General features: G+C 39.0%; 8 protein-coding genes. 3 read left to right on the forward strand and 5 right to left on the reverse strand.

The genetic code is table 11. The features are described 5' to 3' along the window. Nucleotides 1–130: 130 nt before the first annotated feature. A complete protein-coding gene (locus ACOQO5_RS01285) occupies nt 131–1918 on the forward strand; it encodes an ATP-binding protein (protein WP_420579867.1) in 1788 nt (595 codons plus the stop codon). A 47-nt stretch (nt 1919–1965) separates the two neighbouring features. On the opposite strand, the gene ACOQO5_RS01290 is transcribed toward ACOQO5_RS01285, so the two are convergent. The 5 genes from ACOQO5_RS01290 to ACOQO5_RS01310 form a co-directional block, all read right to left on the reverse strand. After that, a complete protein-coding gene (locus ACOQO5_RS01290; protein WP_420579868.1) occupies nt 1966–3588 on the reverse strand; it encodes an alpha-amylase family glycosyl hydrolase in 1623 nt (540 codons plus the stop codon). A gap of 10 nt (nt 3589–3598) precedes the next feature. Continuing rightward, on the reverse strand, nt 3599–5227 hold the full coding sequence (locus tag ACOQO5_RS01295; protein WP_420579869.1) for a RagB/SusD family nutrient uptake outer membrane protein: 1629 nt from the start codon (nt 5225–5227) through the stop codon (nt 3599–3601). Between the two features lie 12 nt (nt 5228–5239). Next, a complete protein-coding gene (locus tag ACOQO5_RS01300; RefSeq protein WP_420579870.1) occupies nt 5240–8248 on the reverse strand; it encodes a SusC/RagA family TonB-linked outer membrane protein in 3009 nt (1002 codons plus the stop codon). Between the two features lie 77 nt (nt 8249–8325). Beyond that, nucleotides 8326–11067 (reverse strand): alpha-amylase family glycosyl hydrolase, encoded by a 2742-nt coding sequence (locus tag ACOQO5_RS01305; protein ID WP_420579871.1) that lies wholly within the window; start codon nt 11065–11067, stop codon nt 8326–8328. Nucleotides 11068–11150: 83 nt separating this feature from the next. After that, the gene (locus ACOQO5_RS01310) at nt 11151–12701 is read right to left on the reverse strand and encodes a hypothetical protein (protein WP_420579872.1); all 1551 of its coding nucleotides are present in this window, start codon (nt 12699–12701) and stop codon (nt 11151–11153) included. 634 nt (nt 12702–13335) lie between these two features. On the opposite strand from ACOQO5_RS01310, the gene ACOQO5_RS01315 reads away from it, so the two are divergent. Both ACOQO5_RS01315 and ACOQO5_RS01320 read left to right on the forward strand, forming a co-directional pair. Next, complete coding sequence (locus ACOQO5_RS01315; protein WP_420579873.1) at nt 13336–14358, forward strand: LacI family DNA-binding transcriptional regulator; 1023 nt, start codon at nt 13336–13338, stop codon at nt 14356–14358. Between the two features lie 199 nt (nt 14359–14557). Continuing rightward, nucleotides 14558–16975 (forward strand): TIM-barrel domain-containing protein, encoded by a 2418-nt coding sequence (locus ACOQO5_RS01320; RefSeq protein WP_420579874.1) that lies wholly within the window; start codon nt 14558–14560, stop codon nt 16973–16975. The last annotated feature ends 8 nt before the right edge of the window (nt 16976–16983 follow it).

Below are 16983 nucleotides of genomic sequence, written 5' to 3' on the forward strand. Positions count from 1 at the left end.
AAATAATATGTTAAACTCCAATTATTTGGATTTTGCGAAGAATTGAACCCATATTTTGACATTCTTAATACCATTCCAATAAAATCCATTCAAAGATTTTTGCTCTGAGCAGATTAGCTATCTTTGGCGCGTGAGGGTAATTAGAAGCATTTTCTTTACAGTATTGTACTTTTTTTGTCTTGCGGATGCGACTGGGTCTGGATTGGACTGGACTGAGATTCAAGAGAAAAAAGAAGGATCAATAACTATATACTATCGTAGTACAGAGCCATTCCTTATCAAAGAATCTGACGGATCATTGCGAGGTCTAGAGTACGAAATGATGGTCGGGTTTAAGTATTTTTTATGGAATAAATACGGTATTCAAATCGATTTAGATTGGCAATCACAAGAAAGCTTCAAATATGTATTCGGATTGATCAAAGATGATCCTAAAGAAGGAGAGTTTGGTTTAGACATTATTTCCAGAACTTCTCTAAGAGAGGAATCGGTAGGTTTTTCAAATCCTTACTTCCCCGATATTCAAGTACTGGTATCTGACAAATCAATTCCCACAGTAAATTCACTGGACGAATTCAAAGATCAATTCCAGCAGTATACTGCTGTTTCAGTCGCTGAAACTACCTATGATCAGTATCTCAAAAACATTAGGAATGACCACAATATCGATTTTAACATTATCTATAAAGAGTCCAGTAATGAGATTTTAACTGGCATATTAGAAAAACCTGGTCGGTTTGGTTATATGGATCTACCCAATTATTTGATTGCCCTCAATCATAACCTTGCCATCAAACGACAACCTATTTTACCTATTAAGGGTGTGGGGTTTAGCATAATTTTCAAGAAAGGCAGTGATTGGGAAATTCCAATAAACGAATACTTGGGAAGTCCTGAATATGAAGTATTGAGAAACAAAGGCATACAGAAGTATTTAGGAAAAGATGTCCATGATTTAATTGAGAGTATTTCTCAAGGAGAAGATGAAGACATGGTTCTACTCCTCAAAGAAAAAGAATTGGTGGACAGGGAGCTTTTAGAAAGGTCTAAGCAAGTTCAACAGCAAGAATACATTACTAATATGCTCATTGCTTGTGTGGTCATAGTTTTTCTTATTGCTTTTGCTTTATTCAATAGGAGCAAAATAAAATCTAAAGCAAATAAAATACTGACTGCCCATCGGGCAATGATTGAGAATCAAAATGAATTGCTAAGTAAGCGCAACAATGAGCTCCTAGAATTGGATGAAGAAAAAAATAACTTCATTAATATCCTTTCCCATGACCTGCGAGCTCCCATCAATAATATTACAGCACTTGCCGGTTTGCTTGCTGCGGATGATAACCTCACTGAAAGTCAAGTAGGCTCTATCAAACACATCGCAGATGAATCTCGAAGACTAAACAAAATGGTCACGCGAATTTTGGATGTGGAAAGGATAGAATCGAAGACTACAGAAGATTTTAGAGAATTGGATTTATCACCAGTGCTCGAAAAAGTTTTAACTAATTACAAGCAACAAGCACTCGATAAAAAAATTACATTGCAACTCGACACTGAAGGTGAACACAGAGTCTTGGGCCTTGAACAGTACTTGTTTCATGTATTTGAAAACCTGCTTTCAAATGCAATTAAGTTTTCACCACTAGGTGAAGCCATATGGATTAGAGTTGAACAAAATGAGGGATACCATCTAATCAACTTCACAGATGGAGGCCCCGGAATGACCGAAGAAGACCAACAATTGATGTTCAAAAAATTTCAGAGGCTGAGTGCAAAACCTACAGCGGGAGAACGTTCAACTGGACTTGGTCTTTCGATAGTAGCAAAGTACACAGAATTGCTAGGAGGTAAATTGACTTGGGAATCAGCACCCAATGAAGGAACCACATTTACAGTAACCTTAAAAGCCGTATAAAAAAGGGAATGCCCCCCGGCATTCCCTGTAACCCAAAACTGTCTTTATTATTTTTTATACACGACACTCCCCCTTGCAGAAAGTTTGAGCGTCGAAGCTGATCGATCAACCTCACCTTCTTGCCACACCAAGTTCTGGAAACGGTCAAGAACCTCAATATCCAACTCAACGGATTGGCTAGAAAGATTGTGCACCACCGCCACCGATTTGTTGCCATAGGATCGGGTAAAAGCAACAATTGATGAGCTGCCAAAATCTAAATGCTGAATATCTCCAAGAGCAAAAACTTCTTGCTTTTTTAATGCAATCAATGTCTTGTAGTGATTTAAAATTGAGTTATTGTCTTTTTGTTGAACTGTCACTGAGCTAACAGATTTATCTGTAGTAAAAGTTGCTTCCATCCAGGAAGTTCTCATTTGATCTTTGGACCGCTCATCCCAAAGCATAGGCTCTCTAATGTTCTCGTCCGGCTTCATACCCAACATGCCAATTTCTTCACCATAGTATACATAAGGCGTACCCGGCAAAGTAAATAGCAACGAAGCCGAAAGCTTAATTTTAGACACATCTCCTGTCAGTACAGAAGCCACTCGATTCTGGTCATGATTACTTAAAAAACTTGCTTCAACAAAATCAGAGTTGTACTTTTTAAACCAAGGCAAAGATGTGTTGATTACCTCCGGAAAATTCGCATTAGAATCTATTTCATAGCCGTGGCCTGCGATATTTGCCGCCACTACTCTTTCCTTATTAATTGATTCCAGAATACTAAAAGCTCGATCAAAATTGAATAAAGAAGTAAAACCTGCCGCATAAGGTGAAGCTGTGCCTGCATCTGCCCAAACCTCCCCTATCAAATAAACATCAGGATTTACCTTTTCCATTTCGGTTTTAAATTCTTTCCAGAATGCATGACTATCAGAAGCCCGGTCGTCCGGATATATGTGTTTGGCTGCATCCAACCTAAACCCATCCACACCTACTTCTTCCAGCCAAAATTTTCCTGCAGCATACATTTCATTCCTCACAGCTGGATTGTCGTAATTTAAATCTGGCATTCCTCCATAGAAAAATCCATAATAGTGTTCTCCCACTGGGTTTTTCTCATCTACTGGATGCCACTGGCGGATATTGTCTGAATCGAATGAGATTTCTTTTTTAGCAATTTGTGCTGCAATTGAATCTTTGTCCGCCCATACATAATAGTCTCTGTATTTGGCATCTTTGCCTTTCATTGCATCTTGAAACCATGGATGGTCATATCCACTATGGTTGATCACAAAATCCATCACAATTTTGATGTTGCGCTTATGGGCTTCCTTGATGAAAGTCTTGAAATCATCCATGGTACCATAATCTGGATGAATTGCTCTATAGTCGATCACATCATACTTGTGATAACTTGGCGATGGTGACATCGGCATCAACCAAATGGCATCAATTCCAAGGTCGCTCAGGTAGTCCAACTTTGAGGTCATTCCAGGAATATCTCCAATCCCATCGCCGTTGGAGTCTGCATAAGACTGAACGAAAATTTCGTAAAAAACAGACCGTTCACCCCATCGATTTAAATTGAACTCATCATTACGCAATAGTTCGATCCTTTGGTACTGATAAGCAAATAATGGAAGAACAAACAGTGGCCAAAGCATTGACCACGGTTTGTTCATGAATTTTTGTTTAATAATTTGGATCATTCTGAACCATGTTTGGATTGGATTCCAGCTCTGAACTTGGAATTGGGAAGATGATTCTGAAATCCTCAGTTTCTATCCCATCTTTCTCATTGCCTTTCCAAGGCCATACATAATTCTTTGTGAATTTATTATCTCGAATCAGGTCTCTTCTTCTTGTTGCTTCCCAATACAATTCTCTGACTCTTTCATCCATTACAAACGCTGTAGTCAAATCCGCATCGGAGATATTGGCCGATGCATCTCCATACGCTCTTTCTCTTAGCTCATTAATGAGTTGTACAGCGGTGGCTCTATTTCCGTTTCCACTTCTCACCACAGCTTCAGCATACATCAGATAAGCATCTGCTACTCTAAAGTAAGGAAAATCAGTGTCCACTTGATCTACATTAGATCCGGCTGTTCCGTCGGAGGTATTGTTTACAAATTTGGGTACAGCAATACCTTCCTGAAATTCTGCAATGTCCTCTATTTCTAGAGATTGCCCATTCGAATAAAATATACCTCTTGGATCTTGAGACGGAGTTCCGAACTGAAATTTATCCAACATAGCACTTGTAGTCCGCATGCCTGCCCAGCCACCACCTACGCCGTAGTTTGTTAGCCCCTCATCAGGCAGTGAAACCTCGGTACCATCTCCACCATCAATCACTTTTTCTGTACCGTCAACAATATTATCGTTCATAAAACCACCTATTGCTGCGTTAACCATAAAAGTAGTCCCTCCCCAATTCAAGCTAGAAACTCCATCTGAAGAGAAAGCGAAAATTACCTCTGTAGAAGTATGATTATCTGCTTTAAACAAATCATCGTAATTCGGTGTCAATGTATAACCAGCTGCAATTACTTTTTCTGTTACGGTTAATACTTGATCATACATGGACTCACCGATAAACACTTCTGCATTCAAATACAATTGTGCTTGCAACATCCAAACCGCTGCTTTATCCGCTCGGCCGTACTGATTGGCCTTAGGATCTGGCAAATTGGCTTCAACATCCTCCAATTCCTGCACAATAAAATCAAACAATGCCTTAGGCTCAGCCTGGAAAGGCAATTCGGAAGTAATGCTTGTTAGTAACGGTACGCTCCTATAAAAATCTAATGCATGGAAATAGGACAATGCTCTTATGAATCGTGCTTCATTTCTAAATGCACGGATTTCCACTCTATCAGCTTCGGTAATACCATACGCGTCCAAATTGCTCTCTGAAGATTGATTTAAAAAATCATTACTCAATGCTATCGTATAAAATATGCGGTAGTACAATACACGTACAAACTGGTTGCCAGCTGTCCAAGAATGCTCATGCATTTCTCTGATTCCTGCATCAGTCCAAGAAATTACAGCCTCATCGGTCGTCAATTCCTGCGCTTTCCAGTAGGCTCTGATATAACTCGAAAATCCCTCATCATTGATGATTGATAAATCTGCATCGCCATCTGGGCCATCTTGCCCAGTGAGCATGAAGCTACCATAAAGTTTAGATAAGTATAGTCTGTAAGATTCTGAATCCGAGAAAGCCACCGCTTCTGTTAATCCATTTTTGGGCTGAACATCTAAATCCATACATCCAGATGCTATTATTGTTAATATGATTATTAATTTTTTCATGGCTGTATTCAATTAAAATGAAACGTTTACTCCAAAAATCGCGGTTAAAGATCGAGGGTATAGATTGTTATCTATCCCGTTGCTACTTCTACCATCTGCTCCAATACTTATCTCCGGGTCTAAGCCTGAGTAATTAGTAATAGTCAAGATGTTTTGAGCTGTAGCGTATAGTCTGATTCTAGCAAATTTCAATTGGTCGAAAGTATAACCAAGCGAAATATTATCCAGTTTCACAAAAGAAGCATCCTCCAAATAGTAATCAGACTTCAGTTGTTTTGCTCTAAAGTTGGTATTGAAAGCCGATTTATGAATATTGTTCAATACTTGAGCATCAGTGATTCGATCAAAAGCTCCATTGGCTGAGGAAACATTATTGTAAGCATAATTGCCAAAATTGCCTCTGAATGTAAAGCTCAAATCAAATTTTTTATACCTCAAGTTTGAAGTTAGACCCAACATCCATTTAGGATCCGGGCTTTTATCAATTACCAAATCTTGATCATTGATCACACCATTATCGTCCTGATCCACATACATATCCAAAGAATTGGCAGTACCGTCGCCATTGGCATCCTGAACATCATTGACTGGGCTACCATCAGCATTGTATTTTTGCTCAAATGTTCTAAATGAAAATGCAGGTTCACCCACTTTCAGCACTTGAATCGTCTGGCCCACATCGCCCGAGATTCCTCCTTCTTCATAAATGATATTATCCCCTCCTCCACTACTAAGTGAAAGTACCTTGTTTTTATTTTTAGATATATTGAAAGACACATCCCAACCAAAGTTTTCTTTGTTGTAAATCGTACTGTTTAAGCTCAATTCAATTCCACTGTTTTCGATCGATCCGATATTTTTCAATAAACGGTCTCTTACATTGGTGCCAGCTGGAATTGTCACTACAAAAAGTAGGTCTTCGGTTGTTCTGTTATAGTACTCGAATGATCCGTGCAATCTACCTTCTAAGAACCCGAAGTCCATTCCGACATTCCAACTTCTAGTTTCCTCCCACTTTATAGAAGGGTCAGCCCCTGTTGGTCTTAGTGTTTGTATAAATTGATTACCTAACTGATAAGAAGCATCTGGAAAGCCTATTTCATATAGAGAAACGTATCGATAATCTGGAATCTCTTGATTACCAGTTACTCCATAACCTCCCCTAATTTTTAGCTCACTAAGAACATTTTTGGTAGGATCCATAAAATCTTCATCTATAATTCGCCAAGCTGCTGCCATTGATGGAAATAAACCCCATCGATTAGCTTTTGCAAACCTTGTGGATCCATCTCTTCTCAGCGTGAATGTCAACAAGTATTTATCTTTCAAAGTGTAGTTTACTCTTCCAAAAAATGAAATCAATCTATTCTCTAGTGTAATACTGTCTTGCTGATCGATAAAAGACGGGTTGAGCTCCCCCGCAGATGAATAAGCATACTGCAAGGAATCTAATCGATAGTTTTCAAACTCATTGTTCCATTGCTGATACGAATATCCGCCTACAACATCTACCTCAGAATCTATCCCTGGCAGTACTTTTTTGTAGTTGACAAATGCTTCGAGCATTTTACTTTTAATTTCGAAATCTTCGTTGAACAGAAACCCTCTTTGATTACTGTTTATTCCTGTATAGGTCAATGAATCTTCTACTTTTCTTCTGTTGCCTTCTTGGTAGTCGTACGATCCATTTAGGTTTACACTCATTCCTTCAATAAAAGGGAGGGAATAGATGGCCTGAATATTTCCCAGATAGCGATTGACATATCCTGTCTCATTCGTATTATTTATTTGTGCTACTGGGTTTCTGGTGGCTAATTTAGGCGCCCACTCGAAATACCCGTTATACGGACTCCCTTCCTGCATGACAGGTTGAGTAGGATCAAAAACCATTGCTTGATTAGTCACCTCAGGAGCATATCTGTCGTCAGACCAACCCCCTTTAGCATTCACTTTAATAGTCAAATCACTATTGAGTAACTTTCTTTCATATCTTGCCGAGACATTGTTGTTGTTCGTTTCTGAAGTTTTCAATACACCTTCATTTCTCATCAGATTGCCTGATAAGTAAAAGTTATTTAGTTCATCAGCTTTGCTCAATGTAACCATATGCCTTTGGCCAATAGCGTTTTGAGTAATCTCTTTCATCCAATCAGTATTGGCATCGCCAAGTTTATTGAGTTCACCTGGTTCTTTCAGATCTACCACTTGTCTGAATTGATTGGAAGAGAAAAAATCAGGTTTTTGAGTAAACTGCGACATAGTAACTGTACCGTCATAGGTTACTTTTAATTTTCCTTGATCACCTTTTTTTGTTGTAATAATAATTACGCCGTTTGCTGCTCTGGATCCATATATAGCCGCCGCTGAAGCATCCTTCAAAACAGTCATACTTTCAACATCTGCAGGATTGATGAAATTCAATGCACTTCGTCCACGACTAAATCCTCCTGGGTTGTGTCCCTGGGTATCGATGGGCACACCGTCTACTACAATGAGTGGTTCATTGCTATAATTCAAAGAACTAGCACCACGAATTCTAATTTTACCCGCTGCACCAGGCTGACCTCCCGGTGTAGCTATCTGAACTCCAGCCACCTTACCTGCCAACAATCTATCTGGTGATACTAGTACTCCTTTGTTAAAGTCTTCAGCATTTACTTCAGCTACGACACCCGTCGCATCCTTTTTCTCTACTTGTCCATATCCGATAACAACAATCTCAGAAAGTTGCTGTATATCTTCAATTAAAACCACATCGATTCTGGATCTGCTACCCACCAATACATTCTGTGATTTGTATCCGATATAACTAAAACTAATGGTTGCATCTTCACCAATTTCTACTTTAAAGTTTCCATCAATATCGGTAACGGCTCCTTGCCCAGTATTAACATCCAACACATTGACTCCGGGCAAACCTTCGCCTGCTTCATCGGTCACTGTCCCTTGAACTGTCACTTCTTGTGCATACGCACTCAACGATAACAGCATCATCATTACGATCCATAAATTCTTCATCATATTTCCAATATTTTGGTTGTGAAAAATTGAAATATTTTTTTTGTATAGTTTAATCATATACTTCCTTTTTCTATTGATCAACGTTTGACAAATCTGCCGGTTTTTTTCCCTTCAGCTGTCTTTAATTCTAGGAGGTATGCACCTCTGTCTAAAAAATCTAAATTCAATTCTCTTCTATACTCAACGGATTGCATTTGATCATCCCAAATGACTCGCCCTTCTAAGTCGAGAATTCTAATTTGTTTCCATCCGTACGATGACTCTACTCTCACGCTGCCTTCAGTTGGGTTCGGGTAAATATTCATACCTGTGGATTTTTTATTTTCTACCGAGAGAATCCGTACGTCTTCTTCAATGTAGTTATCAATGACTACAGAAGTCAATATATAAAATTGACCTGCAGATACATTCATTTCATAATTTGCCCAATCAGAAATTTCTATTGCTTCACAGGTGAAATAATCATACCATATACCATCTCCACCCGTGTTTGGATTGAGGCTTTTATCTTCTTTACTGAAATTACCAACGATTCGAAATTTTACTTCTGGATGATCAATGGCTATATGCTTAACATTTCCAGCGCTTGCTTGCCAGGAAAAATATTGCTCATCTATATAATCCGTTTTTGTTCTCAAAGAGATTAAAGATTTATAGACTGCAAAGAGTTTTCTTCTATCATCGTCTTCTAGATATTCCCAATGTGTTGGCTTTATTCCTAAGCGGTCATTGTTCAACTCTTCGTCATATCCAAATTCGCCAAATTGCCATAACATTTTTGGTCCTGGGACTGTAAAAAAGAATGCAGCATTAAGTTGTGCACGACTAAGAGTATATGCCAATGATTTAGTTCCAGACTTCATGACCTCATAAATTTGTCTCTCTTCATCATGACTCTCCATATAACCAACGACATGTGGATCATTCCAATTTCTCTCCTCATGATACAACCAGTTGATCGATGATGAATTTCCTTTGGCCAAAGAGACATAAGCATCTTTCATATTGCCCCAAAGCATCATGCCATAATCTGCTAACTCTTTTTCTTCGGAATTTTCTGCTAAATGCTCTAAGATGATATATGCATCATCATCCAAATTCCAAATATTATCAGCCATACGTTTCAACAAAGCCACTCTAGAAGCATCATACTTCCCCCAGTTGTCTACACTACCTAAGGTATTGTTCTGTGTGAAACCCTTTGACAAATCGAATCGATACCCATCTATATGGTATTCTTCAATCCAAAACTCATTGACTCTGTCGACGTAATCCTTGGTATATTGACTTTCATGGTTAAAATCATATCCAACGTTATATTCATGTTTCGCTACCCGATTCAGCCAAGGGTTCTTGGATGTTGGAGGACCAAATACGTCATCATTGTCGAGTCTTACTAGAGGACTTCGACCAAATGCATGATTCAAAACTATATCCAAAATCACGGCCATTCCTTTTTCATGTGCCTTATCTATCAATTTTTTCAGTTGCACTTCAGTGCCGTAATACTTATCTGCAGATAGCTTAAAAGAAGGATTGTAACCCCAACTCAAATTCCCTTCGAACTCCATCACTGGCAATAGCTGTATAGCATTAACTCCCAAGTCTGCCAAATAATCTAACTTATCTATAACTCCTTGATAGCTCCTCTGATCTGTAAAATCTCGAATAAGCAGTTCATAAATTATTAAGTCCTCATTGGCTGGCCTTGTAAATTCGTCGGATTGCCAATCAAACTCACTTTGATTGGTTTGTAGAAAACTAATTGCTTCTGTCGTTTTACCAGTTGGATAAGCCTGCAACCCAGGATATCTGTTTTCCTCAACAATTTGAGGATCGTCATAGGGTGAACTAATTTTATGTGCATACGGATCTGCAATCCTCAAATCACCATCCACTAAATACTGAAAACGGTACTCCTTACCTGATTCAAGGTTGTCCAATTCAATCCAAAATTGATCACCATCTTTGTTCATCAAATAATCATTATTGATAGTCCAATCATTGAAGTCACCAATTAGAAACACATTGTTTTTGTTTGGTGCTTCCAGAACCAAAACTGCGGTTGTACCATTGACATAGTTGATTCCATTTTCCACATTTAAAGGAAGTGAAACCTCCGGAGTATTGGGTTCCATGGAATAAGAGTATGTAATCTCTTCGCTGTCAGAATCAGTTTGAGCGGATGCCTTCAATTGATGCACTTCGCCATCCTCTTCAATAGCATGTTCAAAATTCAGTTCTGTTTGGTTATTAACTGATGTCAATAGATTATCATCCAGATACAATTGAATATCAGCCAGCTCAGAGGTTTTTACTTTAATATTGATAATGGAACCAGATTCATAAAAATCAAATGTCCCTGTAGGTTCAGCGAATTTTAATGTAAACCCGTTGGTTACGGAAGTAATATAATCTTCAGTTTGACCCTCAGACCAATCGTTTCCTTTAATCAAAAAGCCTACAGATTCAATATTTCCAGCACTAGTCCCAAAAAAATCCGTCAACTTAATCTTGATACTTAAGTATTTCTTGCCATCAACAGTAGAACTTGTCATTTTAGCAAGATCAGTGGAAGCTTCATCACTCGAAGCAGGATTGATATTTGATGGAGGTATAATGCCTGTTTGTGAAGGAAGCCATGCCCAGAGCCATGCCTCACTCCAATTGTTCATTGCAGTTCCTGACACGTTATAGGTAATTGTAATTTCCTCTTCTGCAGAGAAAAATTCTGGTGAAATTGATGGTTCAATGTCGACCTTTTGTCCCAGGGCCATGTGTACAAAGACCATAAAAATGGCTATGAAATAATATTTCATTTGATATCGGATAAGCATTTGAATATTAAACCATGAGAGTGTATTCAATAACACTCCCATGGTGTTAATTCTTTATTGAAATATTACTCGATAGTAGCAGAGTAACTCTCTCCACCATTCGCTGTAGTAATGGTCACTACTTTCGATCCAGCACCAGTGTATGCATAGTTATCCGGAACATCAAATTTCAAAGCAGTAAGATCTGTTCCACCAAGACCATAGTCCCAAGCATCATTCACTCTGAATTTCAATTCGCCATCAACCATATTCATGGTAGCTGAAGCAGAAGCTAGATCATCACTGTAAGCTAAATCAGTATCTGCATCCCATCCTCCAGGAGTGGCTGCACCGATAATACCGAAAGACGCTTCATCCATGAGCAAAGTCCAGTTTTCACCATCGTCCTCTGTGGCAATTTCGAAATAATAGAAGCCAGGATTGGCATCTACAAACCAAGAACCGTCAGCCTCTTCAGCACCATTATCTGAGATTGATCCATCTTCAGTGTTATCGGTAATTGTCATAGTAAGACCTTCCGTTCCAGGAGTCAACTTATTGCTCCAGGCATCATCAGTTCTAAATTTGAATTCTACAGCTTCAGCATCCTCAGCTTCTAGTGGGAATACACCTCTCCAGATATGCTTAGCTCCATCCTTTTTGTAGTAGAATTTTTTATCATTACCCCATCCATCAGTTGGGTTTTCACCATCAGTTGTTCCTTGCGTAGCACTTCCGATAATACCCCACGCATAATCTTCAGGATCAAAAGCAACCTCTGGAGCATCTCCAGTTCTAGTCAATGACATTGCAAAACCATTTTCTGCGCTCCATGCCACATCAATGGTATAAGCTCCTTCATCAGGGAAAGTGCCACCTTTTGCCGAAACTTTGATATTTCCACCATCGTTTCCTGTAGTCAAGTTTACATTAGCACCACTCACAGGAGCATCAGCATCTGCGCCAAAATTGGTAAACACAATGTATTCGGTTCTATCAATCTTCCAGTTACAATCAAATCTTAACTTGAATTCTCCTTCTCTAAGAATGATTTCCGTTCCCTGCCAAGCACCTGAAGCTGCAGAAACAGTTCCATCTAAATCAACAGTACTACCGCCTGCCCAGCCAATTTCTGTAGCTGCACCGATCAAACTAGCCTTTGAAAGTCCTGCCACTAAGATCTCACTTGTGGTCACATCATAAGTTACTTTATATAACCCATCTGCTGCTACGGCAAATGCTGCTCCATCTTTTTCTGCTGCAATCAAACTGTAATCAAAATCTTCACAATTTTCTGCATCAAATATTTCTGCAGATGCAGTACCACCCAGTGTTTCTGTAATTTCCCTTTCTACTACATTCACCAAATTGTAGTTTCCTGCTGTTAGGTAAACGTAGCCAGCATAGTAATTTTCTCTTTCGATAGAACCAAATCCATCCTCTACATTTTCTGCGACTAATTTGCTAGTTGATACGGGATCTGCATCAGCCTCTGTAATGTAATACCCATCACCTACAGAGATACCATCTGAACCATCTCCCAAATCGATATCGTCTTCACTGTCATCACATGCGGTAAACGCTACGATCAAAAGTGCCGACATCAAGTACGTCAGCCAAGAGTTAAATTTTTTCATAATCTAAAATTTTAATTAATTACAAGTTTTGTTAATTGTACTTTTCTAAGATTTGCTTTTTGAACACTTCGTCCACTTCGAAAAAAACACCTTACAACAGCACTAATAATTAATTAATGTCAACTTATTGCAGAATCGATTCTGGAGATGATTAAAGATGTATATTTCAATAATTCGATCCATTTTTACTCGACCTTGCATATTCAATAATAAACCTAAAAACATAGATTACAACTCATATTCACAGTTTTTTTCAAGCTATTTCGCATGCAAACGATTCCGCAAACGATTTCGGAAGCCATTTTTTTTTAGACTTTTTTTTACCGCCTCAAGAATTATTTGATTTAGCTTGAATTATAGATTATTCCACAATCACTCTTTGCAATATTGTATTATTACAATAATTAACTCAATTCTAATTCTTGTAGGTTGATGGTAAATGTTTTACTTTTCCACTCTATAAAGTCTAAATGTCCAGACAGGATATTGGGAATTGTTGTTTTATACTTTAGGTTTAACTCCAAAGTACAAAATTTCATATCATACTTTATAAGTATCGAGTATGGTCTAGGTGTGGCTGATTAAAGAAACCAGCAGTTTAGAAAGGTCAGCTACAAAAATAAAGCATTAGAGAATGAAAAGTAGTCAAGTTACCATTAAGGATTTAGCCAAAGCATTAGGCGTATCCCCTTCTACAGTATCTCGTGCTTTAAATGATCACCCAGATATCAGCCCGGAAACGAAAAAAGAAGTCAATGATCTGGCCAAACAATTAAACTACGAACCTAATGTAGTGGCCCAAAATCTTCGAAGTCAAAAAACCAATACGATCGGGGTCATTATTCCAGAAATCGTTCATTTCTTCTTTTCAACGGTCATTTCAGGCATTGAAGAAGTAGCTTACAAGGCCGGTTACACGGTCATGTTTTGCCAAACGAGCGAATCCTTCGAACGTGAAGTCAAAGATACCAAGGCATTGCTCAATCAGCGGATAGATGGCCTAATCGTATCTTTTTCCAAGGAAACTCAAAATTTTGAGCACTTTCAGGAAGTGGCAAAAAAGATACCTGTTGTGCTTTTTGATCGAGAAACAGATGAGTTGCACGTCAGTAAAATTGTGGTAGATGACTATGATGGAGCAGCCATGGCTACTCAGCATTTGATCAACCAAAAGAGTCAACGCATTGCCCATCTAGCAGGACCAGACAATCTCACTATTGGTGCAGAGCGAAAAAAAGGCTATCAGGATACCCTAAAGAAGAATAACATGAAAGTAAACCCCAACTACATTCTACCTTGTTTTCGAGGGACACTGGAAGAGGGATTTCATGCCATGCAAAGACTTTTAGACCTTCCTGAACCTCCTGATGCTGTATTCTGTACTAACGACACCGCAGCTTACGGAGCAATGAAAGCAATAAAAGAAGCTGGGCTAGAAATTCCTAAAGACATCGCTATTGTTGGATTTAGCAACTGGCAGTTTTCTTCACTCATAGAGCCACAACTCACCACAGTATCTCAACCTGGGGTAGACATGGGCAGGGCAGCAGCCAAACGACTCATCGCTGAACTTCAAGACAAGGAGCTGCGAGAACAACCGATCCGTCAGGTACTAAAAACCGACCTCATCATCAGAAAATCTTCCAAACGTCCTTAATTTTTTTCATTTTCTCTGCAAACGATTGAAACAGAGCAAAAACCCTCAAAACAAGCCCAAATCAAGCCTTTCTCTGCTTTAGACTCAAGAAATAATTTGTAAATAACTAACGATCAGAACTAGCTTTAAGAGCTTTTTAAACATTTCGAACTCTTTGAAAAAACATCTTGCAAGCACTTATTGAAGATATAATTGCTTTATGATTGTTGAAGAGAGAAAAAACATAACCTCTAGCGAGTCTCATATTCGAGGGTCGTTATTATCTTATCAACTGGACACCTTCGGTTTCTATGGTCGAACCGAATTCAAAAACATATGCCTGGAAGTATATGAAGAAGGAATGATTCGGGTTAGGATTTCTAGAAAGGAGAAGTTTGATAATTTTCATTACGCCTTAGATAATAATCTCAACCAAAAGTCCATTGACTATCTTGAGAAGGAAGACAGTATTGTCATATCTACAGGCAAGGTCGAGGTTTCTATCATGAAAGCACCATTTCGTCTTGTTTTCAGAAATGAGAAAGGTGAGATCATAAATGAAGACGACTCCTCTTTTGGCACTTCCTGGATTGGGGAACAAGTCACTACCTACAAAAAACTACAACCTGATGAAAAATTTATTGGACTAGGTGAAAAAACTGGTCCACTCAACAAAAAAGGCCACGGATTTCAAAACTGGAACACCGATCATTTCGGATATGGTACAAATACAGACCCGTTATACTGTTCCATCCCATTTTATATGGGAATCCACAACAACATGGCCTACGGCATCTATCTTAACAACTCATACAAGACGCACTTCAACTTCGGTGCGTCCAACAATCGATTCTCCAGCTTCTCGGCAGATGCCGGCGACATGGACTACTTCTTCATGCATTACGATTCTGTGAATGAAATCATAGGTGCGTACAGTCGACTTACGGGAAAAATGAGTTTACCCCCAAAATGGTCGTTGGGTTACCAGCAATGCAGATACAGCTATTATCCAGAAGCCGAAGTACTCAACACGGCCCAGAACTTTAGAGACAAAGAAATTCCTGCGGATGTAATTGTTCTAGACATCCATTACATGGAGAAATACAAAATATTCACCTGGGATAAAGAAAGGTTTCCTTGTCCCGAAACCATGATCAATAAATTAAAAGATCTAGGTTTTAAAGTAGTGGTGATGTGTGATCCGGGGATCAAAGTAGAAGAAGGATATGCTACTTATGAAGACGGTTTGGACAAAGACGTATTCATCAAGTATCCTGATGGCACCAATTATGAAGGAGAAGTATGGCCGGGATGGTGTCACTTCCCTGATTTCACCAAGCCGGAGACCAGAAACTGGTGGACCGAGCAATTGCAGTCGTACAGCGATTTGGGTATTGAAGGGTTCTGGAATGACATGAATGAGATAGCCACTTGGGGACAATCCCTACCTGAATTGATTGAATTTGACTTCGACGGCGCGAAAGGAACAACCAGAAACGCCAGAAACATCTATGGTCTAATGATGGCCAAAAGCACCTGGGAGGGAGCCAAAGAAAATTTAAACGGAAAAAGACCTTTTAACCTGACCCGTGCAGGTTTTGCAGGCATACAAAAATATGCCGCCGTTTGGACTGGTGACAACGTTGCCTCAGACGAGCACATGCTGCTCGGTATGAGGATGCTGAATAGCATGGGACTGTCGGGCGTTCCGTTCGCTGGTTTCGATGCCGGTGGTTTTATTGGCAATGCTTCCGAAAACCTATTTGCCCGATGGATCTCTATGGCAGCCTTTACACCTTTCTTTAGAGGCCACTCCAATGTAAATACAAAGTCCAGTGAACCTTGGACACATGGGGAGCACACTGAAGAAATCTCAAGAAATTATATCAGTCTTCGTTACAGATTGATGCCGTATATTTATTCAGCTTTTCAAGAAGCTAGTGAGACCGGCACACCGGTAAATCGCTCGTTGGCCATAGACTATACTTTCGATGACAACATATACAAAACGGCGTATGAAAATGAATTCCTTTTTGGAGGGTCCATTCTTGTAGCTCCTGTATCAAGTGAAAAAGAAATAGAAAAAATATACTTCCCACAAGGGGAATGGTACGATCTGTTTACTGATGAAAAATATGAAGGAAACAATGAGACGCTGGTAGAATGTCCGATGGAAAAACTACCGGTGTTCACTAAAGCTTCTGCTATCATTCCGGTGCAATCGCAAGTCTATAGCAATCAGGAAACACCAAACGAGCAATTGGAGATTCACTTGTACAAAGGCGAAGAATCGAATAGCTACGTCTATTACGAAGATGATGGCGATTCGTATGCTTTTGAATCTGGCGAGTATTACAAACGTAGCATTTCTTATCAGCCGGATAAAAACAAGCTCACTTTTGGGTCTACTCAAGGAACTTTCCAGAGTGCATTCAAAGAAGTGAAACTCTATTTTCATGGTTTTGTAACTGATGAGCTAAACTCCTTAGCTATCGATCATGAGGATTATCATTTTATTTCTCCCTTGTCAAATTTTGATCCGATTGCTACGGATCTTCACAAAGATTATAAAATCAAAGACCTGGCCTACACTACTTTCAAACTTATAAACAACGAATTTTCAATCAATTGGAAATAAGGATTTCT

Origin of the sequence: Reichenbachiella sp. (genome assembly GCF_965223055.1) — a bacterium.
GTDB lineage: Bacteria > Bacteroidota > Bacteroidia > Cytophagales > Cyclobacteriaceae > Reichenbachiella.

Coding starts and splice junctions, on each gene's coding strand:
- ACOQO5_RS01290 (WP_420579868.1), bottom strand. CDS start 3,588: ATGAACAAACCGTGGTCAATGCTTTGGCCACTGTTTGTTCTTCCATTA.
- ACOQO5_RS01295 (WP_420579869.1), bottom strand. CDS start 5,227: ATGAAAAAATTAATAATCATATTAACAATAATAGCATCTGGATGTATG.
- ACOQO5_RS01300 (WP_420579870.1), bottom strand. CDS start 8,248: ATGATGAAGAATTTATGGATCGTAATGATGATGCTGTTATCGTTGAGT.
- ACOQO5_RS01305 (WP_420579871.1), bottom strand. CDS start 11,067: ATGAAATATTATTTCATAGCCATTTTTATGGTCTTTGTACACATGGCC.
- ACOQO5_RS01310 (WP_420579872.1), bottom strand. CDS start 12,701: ATGAAAAAATTTAACTCTTGGCTGACGTACTTGATGTCGGCACTTTTG.
- ACOQO5_RS01315 (WP_420579873.1), top strand. CDS start 13,336: ATGAAAAGTAGTCAAGTTACCATTAAGGATTTAGCCAAAGCATTAGGC.
- ACOQO5_RS01320 (WP_420579874.1), top strand. CDS start 14,558: ATGATTGTTGAAGAGAGAAAAAACATAACCTCTAGCGAGTCTCATATT.